The sequence below is a fragment of the Nocardioides houyundeii genome (genome assembly GCF_002865585.1).
Classification (GTDB): Bacteria; Actinomycetota; Actinomycetes; order Propionibacteriales; family Nocardioidaceae; genus Nocardioides; species Nocardioides houyundeii.
Map to the genome: position 1 here is coordinate 3,169,962 of NZ_CP025581.1, position 14,513 is coordinate 3,184,474.

At 69.3% G+C, this 14,513-nt stretch carries 9 protein-coding genes; 2 read left to right on the forward strand and 7 right to left on the reverse strand.

Features of this window, described 5'->3' with window-relative positions; all coding sequences use genetic code 11:
• Nucleotides 1-30: 30 nt before the first annotated feature.
• On the reverse strand, nt 31-1,278 hold the full coding sequence (locus tag C0R66_RS15240) for a geranylgeranyl reductase family protein (RefSeq protein WP_199286703.1): 1,248 nt from the start codon (nt 1,276-1,278) through the stop codon (nt 31-33).
• A 126-nt stretch (nt 1,279-1,404) separates the two neighbouring features.
• Here C0R66_RS15240 and ggt point away from each other — a divergent pair, with 126 nt between their 5' ends.
• Nucleotides 1,405-3,267 carry a gamma-glutamyltransferase gene (gene ggt / locus C0R66_RS15245; protein ID WP_101525427.1) on the forward strand — a complete coding sequence of 621 codons (1,863 nt, stop codon included), beginning with the start codon at nt 1,405-1,407 and terminating at the stop codon, nt 3,265-3,267.
• 12 nt (nt 3,268-3,279) lie between these two features.
• Here ggt and C0R66_RS15250 read toward each other — a convergent pair whose 3' ends face one another.
• The 6 genes from C0R66_RS15250 to rplJ all read right to left on the reverse strand — a co-directional run bounded on the left by C0R66_RS15250 (nt 3,280) and on the right by rplJ (nt 13,186).
• A complete protein-coding gene (locus C0R66_RS15250) occupies nt 3,280-4,155 on the reverse strand; it encodes a DUF429 domain-containing protein (RefSeq protein WP_158648067.1) in 876 nt (291 codons plus the stop codon).
• 104 nt (nt 4,156-4,259) lie between these two features.
• The gene (locus C0R66_RS15255; protein ID WP_101525429.1) at nt 4,260-8,138 is read right to left on the reverse strand and encodes a DNA-directed RNA polymerase subunit beta'; all 3,879 of its coding nucleotides are present in this window, start codon (nt 8,136-8,138) and stop codon (nt 4,260-4,262) included.
• A gap of 88 nt (nt 8,139-8,226) precedes the next feature.
• Nucleotides 8,227-9,273, reverse strand: a complete 1,047-nt coding sequence (locus C0R66_RS20335) for a DNA-directed RNA polymerase subunit beta (RefSeq protein WP_422385597.1) — start codon at nt 9,271-9,273, stop codon at nt 8,227-8,229.
• A 50-nt stretch (nt 9,274-9,323) separates the two neighbouring features.
• Nucleotides 9,324-11,768 carry a DNA-directed RNA polymerase subunit beta gene (rpoB, locus tag C0R66_RS15260; RefSeq protein WP_422385598.1) on the reverse strand — a complete coding sequence of 815 codons (2,445 nt, stop codon included), beginning with the start codon at nt 11,766-11,768 and terminating at the stop codon, nt 9,324-9,326.
• 302 nt (nt 11,769-12,070) lie between these two features.
• On the reverse strand, nt 12,071-12,460 hold the full coding sequence (gene rplL / locus C0R66_RS15265; RefSeq protein ID WP_101525430.1) for a 50S ribosomal protein L7/L12: 390 nt from the start codon (nt 12,458-12,460) through the stop codon (nt 12,071-12,073).
• 81 nt (nt 12,461-12,541) lie between these two features.
• Nucleotides 12,542-13,186, reverse strand: a complete 645-nt coding sequence (gene rplJ / locus C0R66_RS15270) for a 50S ribosomal protein L10 (RefSeq protein WP_101525431.1) — start codon at nt 13,184-13,186, stop codon at nt 12,542-12,544.
• Nucleotides 13,187-13,487: 301 nt separating this feature from the next.
• On the opposite strand from rplJ, the gene C0R66_RS15275 reads away from it, so the two are divergent.
• A complete protein-coding gene (locus C0R66_RS15275; RefSeq protein ID WP_101525432.1) occupies nt 13,488-14,483 on the forward strand; it encodes a DnaB-like helicase C-terminal domain-containing protein in 996 nt (331 codons plus the stop codon).
• Nucleotides 14,484-14,513 lie beyond the last annotated feature (30 nt).

The window sequence follows — 14,513 nt, forward strand, 5'->3', positions numbered from 1 at the left end:
GTAGTGCCGAAGCGCCGTCGGGTCCGGCGGTCAGGAGAACGGGGGGCGGGCGTCCCGGGCTAGCGAGCGCCGTCCCGCCCAGCGCCACAGCCGGGCGGAGCGGTCCCGGTCCTCCTCGGTGACCAGGTTGCCCATCCAGCGCAGCGCCAGGGTCATCAGCCAGTCCGAGCGCATGCCGGCCGGGCCGAGTGCGGCGACCACCTTGGGCACCGTGGCGATCCCGGCCAGCCGCCGGGCGATCGAGAAGGACTCGCCGTAGTGCTCGCGCAGCAGGGCGGGCCAGGCCTCGTGCAGGTCGTGGCCGCCCGCGATGGTGTCGACCACCAGGCGGCCGGTCTCCAGCCCGTAGTCGATGCCCTCGCCGTTGAGCGGGTTGACGCAGGCCGCGGCGTCACCGATCAGCGCCCAGTTGCGGCCGGCCACGTTGCTCACCGCCCCACCCATCGGGAGCAGCGCCGAGGCCTGGTCCCGCAGCTCGCCGGAGAGCTCGAACTCCTCGCGGCGCTGCTCACCGTAGAAGCGCATCAGGGGCTTGACCGCGATGTCGGCGGGGCGCTTGGCGGTCGCCAGGGTGCCCACTCCCAGGTTCACGGTGCCGTTGCCCAGGGGGAAGATCCAGCCGTAGCCGGAGAGCACCTGGCCCTGCTCGTCGCGCAGCTCCAGGTGCGAGGAGATCCAGGGATCCTCGGAGCGGCCCGAGGCGACGTAGGAGCGCCCCGCGACGCCGTACACGGTGTCGCGGTGCCACTCACGGCCCAGCATCTTGCCCAGGGGCGAGCGCACGCCGTCGGCGACCACGAGCCAGCGGCAGCGCACCTCGACGCGCTCGCCGCCGCGCTCCAGGACCACCGACGTCACCTTGTCCCCGTGGCGCACCACGTCGACCGCACGGGCGCCGTCGACGGCGGTCGCGCCGGACTTGATGGCGACGCTGCGCAGGTGGTCGTCCAGCTCGGTGCGCGCCACCGCGGAACCCCAGGAGGGCAGGGAGCCTCCCGGCACCTCCCACGGCAGGTGGAGGGTCTGGCCGAACCCGTGCGCGCGCAGCCCCTGGCTCACGGTGTGGGTGCGCAGCCAGTCCTCCAGACCCAGGCGCTGCAGCTCGCCGATGGCGCGGGGGGTGAGCCCGTCGCCACAGGTCTTGTCGCGCGGGAAGACCGCGGCGTCCACGAGCAGGGTCTCGAAGCCGGAGCGAGCCGCCCAGGAGGCGGCCGCGGAACCGGCGGGACCGGCACCGACGACGAGCACGTCGGTCTGGTCGGGGATCGGGTCGGGCACGGTCGGAATCCTCTCAGGAGCGTGGTTGCGGCCCAAACCCAGCACCTTCAGCGCACGGGGGCTCGACAGCAGCCGGAGTGAGGCGGCAGGTTGGGGGCTCGCGAATCGTCGAACTCGGAGGTCACGATGAAGCACCGGCCCAGCACCCGGCGCACCGCCGCCGCCACGCTCTCCCTCGGACTGTGCACCGCCGTGTGCACCGTGCTGGCCGCGCCGGCCCCGGCAGCCCCGGCCCCGGCCCCGGCGGCCCAGGGTTCCCGCACCGACACCAAGGTGCCCACCGCGGTGGGGCGCGGCGGCGCGGTCAGCACCGTCGACCCGGAGGCGACCCGCGCCGGGCTGCAGGTGCTCAAGGACGGCGGCAACGCGGTGGACGCGGCGGTGGCCGCAGCCGCGACCCTGGGCGTGACCGAGCCCTACAGCGCCGGCATCGGCGGGGGCGGCTACTTCGTGCTCTACGACGCGAAGTCCGGCAAGGTGCGCACCATCGACGGCCGCGAGACGGCGCCGGCCAAGATGCGCCGCGACGCCTTCATCGACCCCGCCACCGGCAAGCCGTGGAACTTCGCCCCGGAGCTGGTCACCAGCGGGGTGCGCGTCGGCGTGCCGGGCACGCTGGCCACCTGGGACAAGGCGCTGCGCAAGTGGGGCAGGTGGTCCCTGGGCGAGGCGCTGGCACCGGCCACCAAGGTCGCGCAGCGCGGCTTCATCGTGGACGAGACCTTCCACAACCAGACGACCGAGAACGCGGTCCGCTTCGGCGCGACCAAGGCCAGCAAGCGGCTGTGGCTGCCCGGCGGCTCGGCGCCCCGGGTCGGCTCGGTCTTCCGCAACCCCGACCTGGCCGCGACGTACCGCCAGATCGCCCGGGACGGCGTCTCGGCGTTCTACCAGGGGAAGATGGCCGGCGAGATCGTCCGCGCCGTCCGCGACCCCGACAAGACCCGGAGCACCGAGCTGCCGGTGCCGGCAGGCCGGATGACCCGCAAGGACCTCAAGGGCTACCAGGTGGCGCTGCAGCGGCCCACCCGAGTCGACTACCGCGGGTACGACGTCTACGGCATGGCCCCGTCCTCCTCCGGTGGCTCCACCGTCGGTGAGGCGCTCAACATCCTCGAGCGCTACGACCTGAGGTCGATGTCGGTGACCGACGCGCTGCACCACTACCTCGAGGCCAGCGCCCTGGCCTTCGCCGACCGCGGCAAGTACGTCGGCGACCCGGCGTACGTCGACGTCCCGCTCTCCGACCTGCTCAGCGACACGTTCGCCGCCGAGCGGGCCTGCGCGATCAAGCCCGGCGTGGCGCTGCCCAAGCCCACGGCTGCCGGCAACACGGCCAGCTACGACGGCAGCTGCAGCACGCCGGCGGCGCGCGGCGAGGCCGACGCGAACACCGAGAACCTCTCCACCACCAACCTGACGGTGGTCGACCGCTGGGGCAACGTCGTGGAGTACACCCTCACGATCGAGCAGACCGGCGGCTCCGGGATCACGGTGCCGGGACGCGGCTTCCTGCTCAACAACGAGCTGACCGACTTCTCAGTCGTCTACGACGCGAGCGACCCCAACCGGATCCAGCCGGGCAAGCGGCCGCGCTCGTCGATGTCGCCCACGATCGTGCTCAAGGACGGCCGTCCGTTCCTGGCACTCGGCTCCCCCGGTGGCTCCACGATCATCACCACGGTGCTGCAGACGCTGGTCAACCGGATCGACCTGGGCATGAGCATCGAGCAGGCGATCGCCGCGCCCCGGGTCTCGCCGCGCAACGGCGCCGAGACGGTCGCCGAGCCGGCGTTCGTCACCGCCTACGGAGCCGCGCTCAGCGGCTACGGCCACAAGCTGGTCGCGGCGGCCCCGCCGTCGTACCCGCAGAGCGAGATCGGCGCTGCCACCGCCATCGAGCTCTCCGGCACCAGGCGGCTGACCGCGGTCTCCGAGCCGACCCGTCGCGGCGGCGGGGCGGCCGGGGTGGTGACGCCGCGGCGCTGAGCCGCAGGCGGCTCAGACTCGGATCGCTGCCGGGATCCCGTCGCTGAAGACCTCGGGCTCCGGCGGCAGCGACTCCGAGAGGCCCAGCGCGTGCCTGGCTGCGCTCCAGGCCGCGGCGCAGGCGTCCAGCAGGTCGTCGACGGCATATCCCGGCCCCGCCGCCACCCGGGGCAGGGGGAAGCCCACGCTGCTCAGCGCCGCGCACCGGGCCTGCTCGCCCTCGGGCGTCCGCTTCCCGGCCAGCAGCGGCGCCCCCGTCATCCGGGCGAAGCAGAGCTCGGGGTGCACCTCGATCACCGGCACCCGGCGCGCCGCGGGGGCGCGCCGGGCGGCGCGGAGGTAGCCGTCGACGTCGAGCACCCGCTCCCGCAGCGCGTAGGACTGGGCGCCGGCGCCCAGCTCTCCGGAGGTGGCGGCCAGGTTCGCCTCCCGGGCCTCGGCGTAGCTCCCCGCCTGGTACGCCGCCCGGGTCAGGGTGGTGAACACCGAGCTGGCCTTGCCGGGCAGGGCGCCCCGGGCCAGCACGTCGGCCTGGCGTCGCCCGGAGTCGGGCAGCCCGATCGGGATGTCGACCGCGACCACGGCCACCTCGGCGGCCTCACGGGCCATCTCGACCAGCCCGGCCAGGGTCGGGGAGACCAGCACCCGGCACCTGCCCTGCGCCACCAGGGCCCCCACCCAGCCGCCCTTGCCGGCATCCACCCCGAGCACCGGTGGGGCGTCGACGAACCACGACGCCACCCGGGTCACCGCGCCCTGCTGCTCGAGCGCCTGCACCGCGCGCAGCGCGTCGCCCACGTCCAGTCCGTGCTGCTCCCCCAACGACGCCAGCCGCGAGACGAGGTCGGCGAGCTCGCGGGCGAGCGGAGGGGTGATGGCGGGCTCCATGCCGGTCATGGTGTCACGCCGCGCCAGCCGGCAAATGGCACGAGGGCCGGACCCCGCGTGATGCGGGATCCGGCCCTCGCCGGTGACTCTGGGGTGACCCGAGGTCAGTTCTGGTAGGAACCGAAGTCGAAGTCGTCCAGCGCGACGGCCTGGCCGGTGCCCTGGCCGAAGTCGTAGTCGTAGGAGTCGTAGCCGGTGACGGAGTACGCCGCGGCGCGGGCCTCCTCGGTCGGCTCCACCCGGATGTTGCGGTAGCGCTCCAGACCGGTGCCGGCCGGGATCAGCTTTCCGATGATCACGTTCTCCTTCAGACCCAGCAGCGAGTCCGAGCGACCGTGGATGGCCGCGTCGGTGAGCACCCGGGTGGTCTCCTGGAAGGAGGCCGCCGAGAGCCACGACTCGGTCGCCAGCGAGGCCTTGGTGATGCCCATGAGCTCGGCACGACCCGAGGCCGGCACGCCGCCCTCGGAGACCACGCGACGGTTCTCCTCCTCGAAGCGGGACCGGTCGACCAGGTCCGACGGCAGCAGGTTGGTCTCACCGGACTCGATGACCGTCACGCGACGGAGCATCTGGCGCACGATGATCTCGATGTGCTTGTCGTGGATCGACACGCCCTGGCTGCGGTACACCTGCTGGACCTCGTCGACGAGGTGCTGCTGCGCCTTGCGGATACCGAGGATGCGCAGCACCTCCTTCGGGTCCGGCGTACCGACGGTCAGCTGCTGGCCGACCTCGATGTGTTGGCCGTCGGCCACCGAGAGGCGGGACCTCTTGGAGACCGGGTACTCGACCGGCTCGGAGCCGTCGTCGGGGGTGACGATGACCTTGCGGGCCTTGTCGGTCTCCTCGATCTCCACTCGGCCGGCGGCCTCGGAGATCGGCGAGAGACCCTTGGGCTGACGCGCCTCGAAGAGCTCCACCACGCGGGGCAGACCCTGGGTGATGTCGTCCGCGGAGGCCACACCACCGGTGTGGAAGGTACGCATGGTCAGCTGCGTGCCGGGCTCACCGATGGACTGGGCGGCGATGATGCCGACCGCCTCACCGATGTCGACCAGCAGGCCGGTGGCCAGCGAGCGGCCGTAGCACTTGGCGCAGGTCCCGGTCTTGGCGTCGCAGGTCAGCACGGAGCGGACCTTGACGGTCTCGATCCCGGCAGCCACGAGCTCGCCGATCTTGACGTCACCCAGGTCCTCACCGGCGACGGCGAGGATCTCCCCGGTCTCGGGGTGGGCGATCTCGGTCGCCGCCGAGCGGGCGTACGCCGCGGTCTCGGCGTTCTCGTGCTTGACGACCGTGCCGTCCTCGCGACGCTCACCGATCTGCTTGGGCAGACCACGCTCGGTGCCGCAGTCCTCCTCGCGGATGATGACGTCCTGCGACACGTCGACCAGACGACGGGTCAGGTAGCCCGAGTCGGCCGTGCGCAGTGCGGTGTCGGCCAGACCCTTGCGGGCACCGTGGGTGGAGATGAAGTACTCCAGCACCGACAGGCCCTCGCGGAAGTTGGCCTTGATCGGGCGCGGGATGATCTCGCCCTTCGGGTTGGCCACCAGACCACGCATGGCGGCGACCTGACGGATCTGCATCATGTTTCCCGATGCGCCCGAGTCGACCATCATGTAGATGGGGTTGCGACGGTCGAAGTTCGCCTCCATCGCCTTGGCGACCTCGTTGGAGGCCTGCGTCCAGATCTCGATGAGCTCCTGGCGGCGCTCCTCGTCGGTGACCAGTCCACGCTCGAACTGCTTCTGCACCTTCTCCGCCTGGGCCTCGTAGCCCGACAGGATGGCCTTCTTGTCGTCCGGCGTGGTGACGTCGTCGATGGAGACCGTGACACCCGAGCGGGTCGCCCAGTGGAAGCCGGCGTCCTTCAGGGCGTCCAGGGACGCAGCGACCTCGACCTTGGTGTAGCGCTCGGCCAGGTCGTTGACGATCGCGCCCAGGGCCTTCTTGCCCACTTCGTAGTTCACGAAGGGGTAGTCGGCCGGCAGGGTGTCGTTGAACAGCGTGCGACCCAGCGTGGTGTCCAGGGTCAGCGAGCGCCCGGTCTCCCAGTCGCCGGCCGCCTCGTGGTCCAGCGGCGGGACGACGTCGGAGAGACGGATCTTGACCTTGCTCTGCAGGGTGATCTCGCCCCGGTCCAGGGCCATGATGGCCTCGGCCGGCGAGGAGAACGCCCGGCCCTCGCCGAGCTCGCCATCACGGTCGGTGGTGAGGAAGAACAGCCCGATGATCATGTCCTGGGTAGGCATGGTGACCGGTCGGCCGTCGGACGGCTTGAGGATGTTGTTGGTCGAGAGCATCAGGATCCGCGCCTCGGCCTGGGCCTCGGCCGACAGCGGCAGGTGCACCGCCATCTGGTCACCGTCGAAGTCGGCGTTGAACGCCGTGCAGACGAGCGGGTGGATCTGGATGGCCTTGCCCTCGATCAGCTGGGGCTCGAAGGCCTGGATGCCGAGTCGGTGCAGGGTGGGCGCACGGTTGAGCAGCACGGGGTGCTCGGTGATGACCTCTTCGAGGACGTCCCACACGACCGGCCGCGCCCGCTCCACCATCCGCTTGGCGGACTTGATGTTCTGGGCGTGGGACAGGTCGACCAGGCGCTTCATCACGAACGGCTTGAAGAGCTCCAGCGCCATCTGCTTGGGCAGACCGCACTGGTGCAGCTTCAGCTGCGGACCCGACACGATGACCGAACGGCCCGAGTAGTCCACGCGCTTGCCGAGCAGGTTCTGGCGGAAGCGACCCTGCTTGCCCTTGAGCATGTCCGAGAGCGACTTCAGCGGCCGGTTGCCCGGGCCGGTGACGGGGCGACCACGACGGCCGTTGTCGAACAGCGAGTCGACGGCCTCCTGGAGCATCCGCTTCTCGTTGTTGACGATGATCTCGGGGGCGCCGAGGTCGAGCAGCCGCTTGAGGCGGTTGTTCCGGTTGATCACCCGGCGGTACAGGTCGTTGAGGTCGGAGGTCGCGAAGCGGCCACCGTCCAGCTGCACCATCGGACGCAGGTCCGGGGGGATGACGGGAACGGCGTCCAGCACCATGCCGATGGGCTGGTTGCCGGTCTTGCGGAAGGCGTCGACGACCTTGAGGCGCTTGAGCGCACGGACCTTGCGCTGGCCCTTGCCGTTGGCGATGGTGTCGCGGAGCGACTCCACCTCACCCTCGATGTCGAAGTCCTGGAGGCGCTTCTGGATCGCCGTGGCGCCCATGTAGCCCTCGAAGTACTTGCCGAACCAGTTCTTCATCTCGCGGTAGAGGATCTCGTCGCCGAGCAGGTCCTGCACCTTGAGCGACTTAAACGTGCTCCAGATCTCCTCGAGACGAGCGAGCTCGTTCTCCGAGCGCTTGCGGATGGCGGCCATCTCGCGCTCGGCGCCGTCCTTGACCTTGCGGCGCTGGTCGGCCTTGGCACCCTCGGCCTCCAGGGCCTCCAGGTCCTCCTCGAACTTCTTGGCACGCTCCTCGATCATCGAGTCGCGGCGCTTCTCCAGCCGCTCGCGCTCCAGACCGATCTTGTTCTCCAGGGTGGACATGTCCTTGTGACGGGCGTCCTCGTCCACCGAGGTGATCATGTAGGCAGCGAAGTAGATGACCTTCTCCAGGTCCTTCGGCGCCAGGTCGAGCAGGTAGCCCAGTCGCGACGGGACACCCTTGAAGTACCAGATGTGGGTGACCGGAGCGGCGAGCTCGATGTGGCCCATGCGCTCACGACGCACCTTGGAGCGGGTCACCTCGACGCCGCAGCGCTCGCAGATGATGCCCTTGAAGCGGACACGCTTGTACTTGCCGCAGTAGCACTCCCAGTCCCGGGTGGGACCGAAGATCTTCTCGCAGAAGAGGCCGTCACGCTCGGGCTTGAGCGTGCGGTAGTTGATGGTCTCCGGCTTCTTGACCTCACCGTGGCTCCACGTGCGGATGTCATCCGCGGTGGCCAGGCCGATCCGAAGCTGGTCGAAGAAGTTCACGTCGAGCACGTTGGCTTCAATCCTTCGTTAGGTTCGCTGTTGTTCAAGGGGGACTGAGGGTGGCGGTGCGCGGCAGGGCCGCGCACCGCCTCACTGCTCAGACTTCTTCGACGGAGCTGGGCTCGCGCCGGGAAAGGTCGATGCCAAGCTCTTCGGCCGCGCGGAAGACGTCTTCCTCGGCGTCCTTCATCTCGATGGTGGAGCCGTCCTGGGACAGCACCTCCACGTTGAGGCAGAGCGACTGCATCTCCTTGATGAGCACCTTGAACGACTCGGGGATCCCGGAGTCGGGGATGTTCTCGCCCTTCACGATGGCTTCGTAGACCTTGACGCGGCCGGGCACGTCGTCGGACTTGATCGTCAACAGCTCCTGCAGGGCGTAGGCGGCGCCGTACGCCTCCATGGCCCAGACCTCCATCTCACCGAAGCGCTGGCCACCGAACTGGGCCTTACCGCCGAGCGGCTGCTGGGTGATCATCGAGTAGGGGCCGGTGCTGCGCGCGTGGATCTTGTCGTCCACGAGGTGGTGCAGCTTGAGGATGTACATGTAGCCGACCGAGACCGGCTCCGGGAACGGCTCGCCGGAACGGCCGTCGAACAGGTTGGCCTTTCCGGTCGCGTCGATCATCCGCACACCGTCGCGCGTGGGGTACGTGGCACCGAGCAGGCCGGTGATCTCGTCCTCGCGCGCGCCGTCGAAGACCGGCGTGGCGACCTTGCGGCCGGGCGCGCTCTTCTCGGCGTGGATCGACATGAGCCGGTCCTTCCACTCCGCCGAGCCACGGTCGTCGTGCAGGTCCAGGTCCCAGCCCTGCTTGGCGAGCCAGCCCAGGTGGAGCTCCAGGATCTGGCCGATGTTCATCCGTCGCGGCACACCCAGGGGGTTCAGCACGACGTCGACCGGCGTGCCGTCCTCCATGAAGGGCATGTCCTCGACCGGGAGGATCTTGGCGATGACGCCCTTGTTGCCGTGGCGACCGGCGAGCTTGTCACCCACCGAGATCTTGCGCTTCTGGGCGACGTAGACGCGCACCAGCTGGTTGACGCCCGGGGGCAGCTCGTCGCCGTCCTCGCGGTCGAACACGCGGACGCCGATGACCGTGCCGGACTCACCGTGCGGCACCTTCATCGAGGTGTCGCGCACCTCGCGCGCCTTCTCACCGAAGATCGCACGGAGCAGGCGCTCCTCCGGGGTCAGCTCGGTCTCGCCCTTGGGGTGACCTTGCCGACCAGGATGTCCCCGGTCGTGACCTCGGCGCCGATGCGGATGATCCCGCGCTCGTCGAGGTCGGCCAGACCCTCCTCGGAGATGTTCGGGATGTCCCGGGTGATCTCCTCCGGGCCGAGCTTGGTGTCGCGGGCGTCGACCTCGTGCTCCTCGATGTGGATCGAGGTGAGGACGTCCTCCTGCACCAGGCGCTGGCTGAGGATGATGGCGTCCTCGTAGTTGTGACCCTGCCACGGCATGAAGGCCACCAGCAGGTTCGTGCCCAGCGCCATCTCGGCGTTGTCGGTGCACGGACCGTCGGCGATCGGCGAGCCGACCTCGAGCCGGTCACCCTCGCTGACCAGCGGACGCTGGTTGATGCAGGTGCCCTGGTTGGAGCGCTTGAACTTCGCCAGCCGGTAGGTCTGGTAGGTGCCGTCGTCGTTCATGGTCTCGATCGAGTCGGCGGAGACCGACTTGACCACACCGGCGTTCTCGGCCACGACCACGTCGCCGGCGTCGACCGCGGCGCGGTACTCCATGCCGGTGCCGACCAGGGGGCTGTCGCTGGTGATCAGCGGCACCGCCTGGCGCTGCATGTTGGCACCCATCAGGGCCCGGTTAGCGTCGTCGTGCTCCAGGAACGGGATCAGCGCGGTGGCGACCGACACCATCTGGCGCGGGGAGACGTCCATGTAGTCCACGTCGCCGGCGAGGATCTCGGAGACCTCACCGCGCTTCTGGCGGACCAGGACGCGCTCCTCGACGAACTTGTCGTTCTCGTCCAGCGGCGCGTTCGCCTGGGCGATGACGTAGCGGTCCTCGTCGTCGGCGGTCAGGTAGTGGATCTCGGTGGTCACCGAGCCGTCCACCACCTTGCGGTACGGCGTCTCGACGAAGCCGAAGGGGTTGATCCGACCGTAGGAGGCCAGCGAGCCGATCAGGCCGATGTTCGGGCCTTCAGGGGTCTCGATGGGGCACATGCGGCCGTAGTGCGACGGGTGCACGTCGCGGACCTCCATGCCGGCGCGGTCACGGGAGAGACCACCGGGGCCCAGCGCGGAGAGGCGACGCTTGTGCGTCAGTCCCGCGATCGGGTTGGTCTGGTCCATGAACTGCGAGAGCTGCGAGGTGCCGAAGAACTCCTTCAGCGCCGCGACCACGGGACGGATGTTGATCAGGGACTGCGGCGTGATGGCCTCGACGTCCTGGGTCGTCATCCGCTCGCGGACCACTCGCTCCATGCGCGCCAGGCCGGTGCGGAGCTGGTTCTGGATCAGCTCGCCCACGGTGCGCATGCGGCGGTTGCCGAAGTGGTCGATGTCGTCGGCCTGGACCTTGATCGGCTTGTCGTCCGAGCCGATCACCACGTTGCCCTCGGCGTCGGTCAGGTCGACCGGGTCGGCGGGGGCACCGCTGGCGTGCAGCTGCACGATGTAGCGGATCGCGGCCACGATGTCCTGGATGGTCAGGTTCTGGTGGTCGAAGGCCTCGGTCAGGCCGAGCTTCTTGTTGATCTTGTAGCGACCGACCTTGGCCAGGTCGTAGCGCTTGGGGTTGAAGTAGTAGTTCTTCAACAGCGTCAGCGCGGCCTCGCGCGTGGGCGGCTCGCCCGGGCGGAGCTTGCGGTAGATGTCGAGGAGGGCGTCGTCCGGACCCTGGGTGTTGTCCTTCTCCTCGGTCAGCTGGATCGACTCGTACTGACGCAGGTCGGCCATCACGGCCTCGTAGTCGTACGGCTCGCCCTCGTAGCCCTCTTCGTTGGCCAGCGCCTGCAGGGCCTTGAGGAGGACGGTCACGTTCTGCTTGCGCTTGCGGTCAAGGCGTACGCCGACCAGGTCGCGCTTGTCGATCTCGAACTCCAGCCAGGCGCCGCGCGAGGGGATGACCTTCGCGGTGTAGATGTCCTTGTCGGACGTCTTGTCGGCGGCGCGCTCGAAGTAGGCGCCCGGCGAGCGGACCAGCTGGGAGACCACGACACGCTCGGTGCCGTTGATGATGAAGGTGCCCTTGCGGGTCATCATCGGGAACTCGCCCATGAAGACCGTCTGGGCCTTGATCTCGCCGGTCGTGTTGTTCATGAACTCGGCCGAGACGTAGAGGGGGCGCGAGAAGGTGAAGTCCTTCTCCTTGCACTCCTCCTCGGTGTACTTGGGGTCGACGAAGACCGGGTTCTCGAAGGACAGCGACATCGTGTCGTTGAAGTCCTCGATCGGGGAGATCTCCTCGAAGATCTCCTGCAGGCCCGACTTCTCGGAGACGTCCTCGCCGGCTGCCTTGCGGGCGGCGACGACCTCGTCCCACTTCTCGTCGCCGATCAGCCAGTGGAAGCTGTCGGTCTGGAGGGCCAGGAGAGGGGGAACCTCGAGAGGCTCCTTGATCTTTGCAAAAGAGGTGCGACGGGAGTTAACAGCGGAGCTGCGCGCGGCCAAGGTGCGTCCTTCGAATCATCGCTGAAGGTGAAGAGGCGCCGCCCACCACTACAACACCCTTCCGGGCAGGGTGTGAGCATTTGAGAGCAGACGCAAAGAAGGAGCCTAGCGCAAATCTAGGCGCGCGACAAACCGTCACGAGCGGCCTGCTCCGATGGAGGGGCCGTGCTGCCGACGATGATGACCCGCCGGCGAGCGAAGGTCAAGCGCATCGGCGTTTCGCCGTGCAAAGACCGAAGGCGGCCACCCCGGTGGGGTGACCGCCTTCGGCGTGTGCCTGTGCAGGCTCGACTAGCGAGAGGTCACTTGAGGGTGACGGTCGCGCCGGCGCCCTCGAGGGCTTCCTTGGCCTTCTCGGCCGCAGCCTTGTCGACCTTCTCGAGGATCGCCTTGGGGGCGCTCTCCACGAGCTCCTTGGCCTCCTTGAGACCGAGGGAGGTCAGGGCGCGCACCTCCTTGATGACGTTGATCTTCTTCTCGCCAGCGGCCTCGAGGACGACGTCGAACTCGTCCTGCTCGGCGGCGGCCTCGCCACCAGCGGCACCACCGGCAGCCGGGGCGGCGGCCACGGCGACGGGGGCGGCGGCGGTGACGCCGAAGGTGTCCTCGAACTGCTTCACGAACTCGGAGAGCTCGATGAGGGTCATCTCCTTGAACGCGTCAAGGAGCTCGTCGGTGCTGAGCTTCGCCATGGTGGCGGTTCCTTCCATTCGGTGGTCGGTCCGGGGTTGCGGAGCCGACCTGGGGTTTCAGGTGGTGACCGACGACTGGGGTCAGGCGTCGGTGGACTCGGTGGTCTCCTCGGCGACCTCCGCGGTGGCGGGGGCCTCCTCGGACGACTCCGGGGTCTCCTCAGCAGCGGACTCAGCCGGCGTACCGGCACCACCTGCGAGGATCGAGGGGTCCTGCTCGGCCTTCGCCTGCAGGGCGCCGGCGAGCCGGGCAGCCTGCGCGAGCGGGGCGTTGAGCAGGTAGACGGCCTGGCTGAGGGAGGCGAGCATCGCGCCCGCCATCTTGCCCAGGAGCACCTCACGCGACTCGAGGTCGGCGAGCTTGCCGATCTCCACCGCGTCCAGGGGCTTGCCGTCCAGAACTCCACCCTTGATGACAAGGGCGGGGTTTGCCTTGGCAAAGTCACGCAGACCCTTCGCCGCCTCGACCACGTCGCCGTTGATGAAGGCGATGGCGGTCGGGCCGGTGAGGAGGTCGTCGAAGCCTTCGATTCCCACCTCGGTGGCGGCAATCTTGGCCAGCGTGTTCTTGACCACGGCGTAGTTGGCGTTCTCGCCGAGGGAGCGCCGCAGGTCCTGCAGCTGCTTCACGGTGAGACCGCGGTACTCGGTCAGCACAGCGCCGGCGGAACCGTTGAACGACTCAACGATCTCCGCGACGGCTGCAACCTTCTCTGGCCGCGCCATGGGTCTCCTTCCGGACTACGCTCGAAGACTGTCGGCTCGGCCCGGGAAATGACGAACGCCCCGGGCACAGGCCCAGGGCGTGGTCCGGATCTCTCCGGCTGCTCTGAAGCACCTGCGCTGGTCGTCCGTCTCGCGGAACCTTCGATCGGCCTCCACGGATGGAGAGTCGATCACCGGCGGTCTCTGGTTACGAGAAGCAACTGTAGGCACCCGGGGCGCGATCACCAAATCCGCTCCCGGACCGCTGGCGACCCCGGCGGATTCCGCCCCGCGCCCGGGAGCATTGTGCTCCAATTCGGGGATGGACCCGCTGCTGACCCCACTCCACCAGGTGCTCGACCGGGTGGACAGCCGACTGCTGGCGCCCGAGAGCGACGTACGCATCTGGTCCACCGGGTTCCCCCTCCTGGACGACGCCCTGGGCGGCGGCCTGCGGGCCGGCGCGCTCAACCTGCTGGCCGGCTCCCAGGGCGAGGGCAAGACGACGTTCGCGCTCCAGATCGCCCGCAGCGTCGCGGGCAGCGGGCGGCCGGTGCTCTTCTTCTCCTTCGAGCTCGAGGCTGAGGCCCTGCTGCAGAAGGTGATCGCCGCGGAGGCGGCCGATCTCGGCGTCGAGAGCCCGATCTCGGTCTACCAGGTCCGGGCCGCCTTCGAGGGGACCGACGAGATGACCGGCGGGCTGCTGGAGCGGCTGGGCCGCTACCCCGGCGGCGCCGACGCGCTGGAGAGGGTCGCCGGCTACGCGCCGAGCATGCTGATCCACCGCTCCACCACGACCCACACCAACCTCGACGTGATCGCCGCGTCGGTCAAGGACGTGCTCAGCGAGGTCGGCGAGCCCCCGCTGGTCGTCGTCGACTACCTGCAGAAGGTGCGGCCCGGGCAGCAGCTCGACGAGGAGGCCGCCGTCACCCAGGTCACCGAGCGCCTCAAGGACATCGCGATCGAGTTCGAGTGCCCGGTGCTCGCCATCTCCGCCAGCGACCGAGCGGGCCTGGAGCCGGGCATGCGGATGCGGGCCCGCAACATGAAGGGGTCCACCGCCCTGGCGTACGAGGCGGACGTGGTGCTGATCCTGGCCAACAAGGCCGACATCGTGGCGCGCCACCACCTGATGTACTCGGCCAACAACGGCGAGCACTTCAAGACGTGGTCGGTGCTGACGGTGGAGAAGAACCGGTCCGGGCGCACCGGGGCCGAGGTCGAGTTCCGCAAGGACTTCGCCTCGGGCCGCTTCCTCTCCGACGGCCACGTGGTCAGCGAGAAGCTGGTCGACGAGCGCGTCTTCACCGAGTAGCCCCCGGACGACGAAGGCCGGCCACCCTCG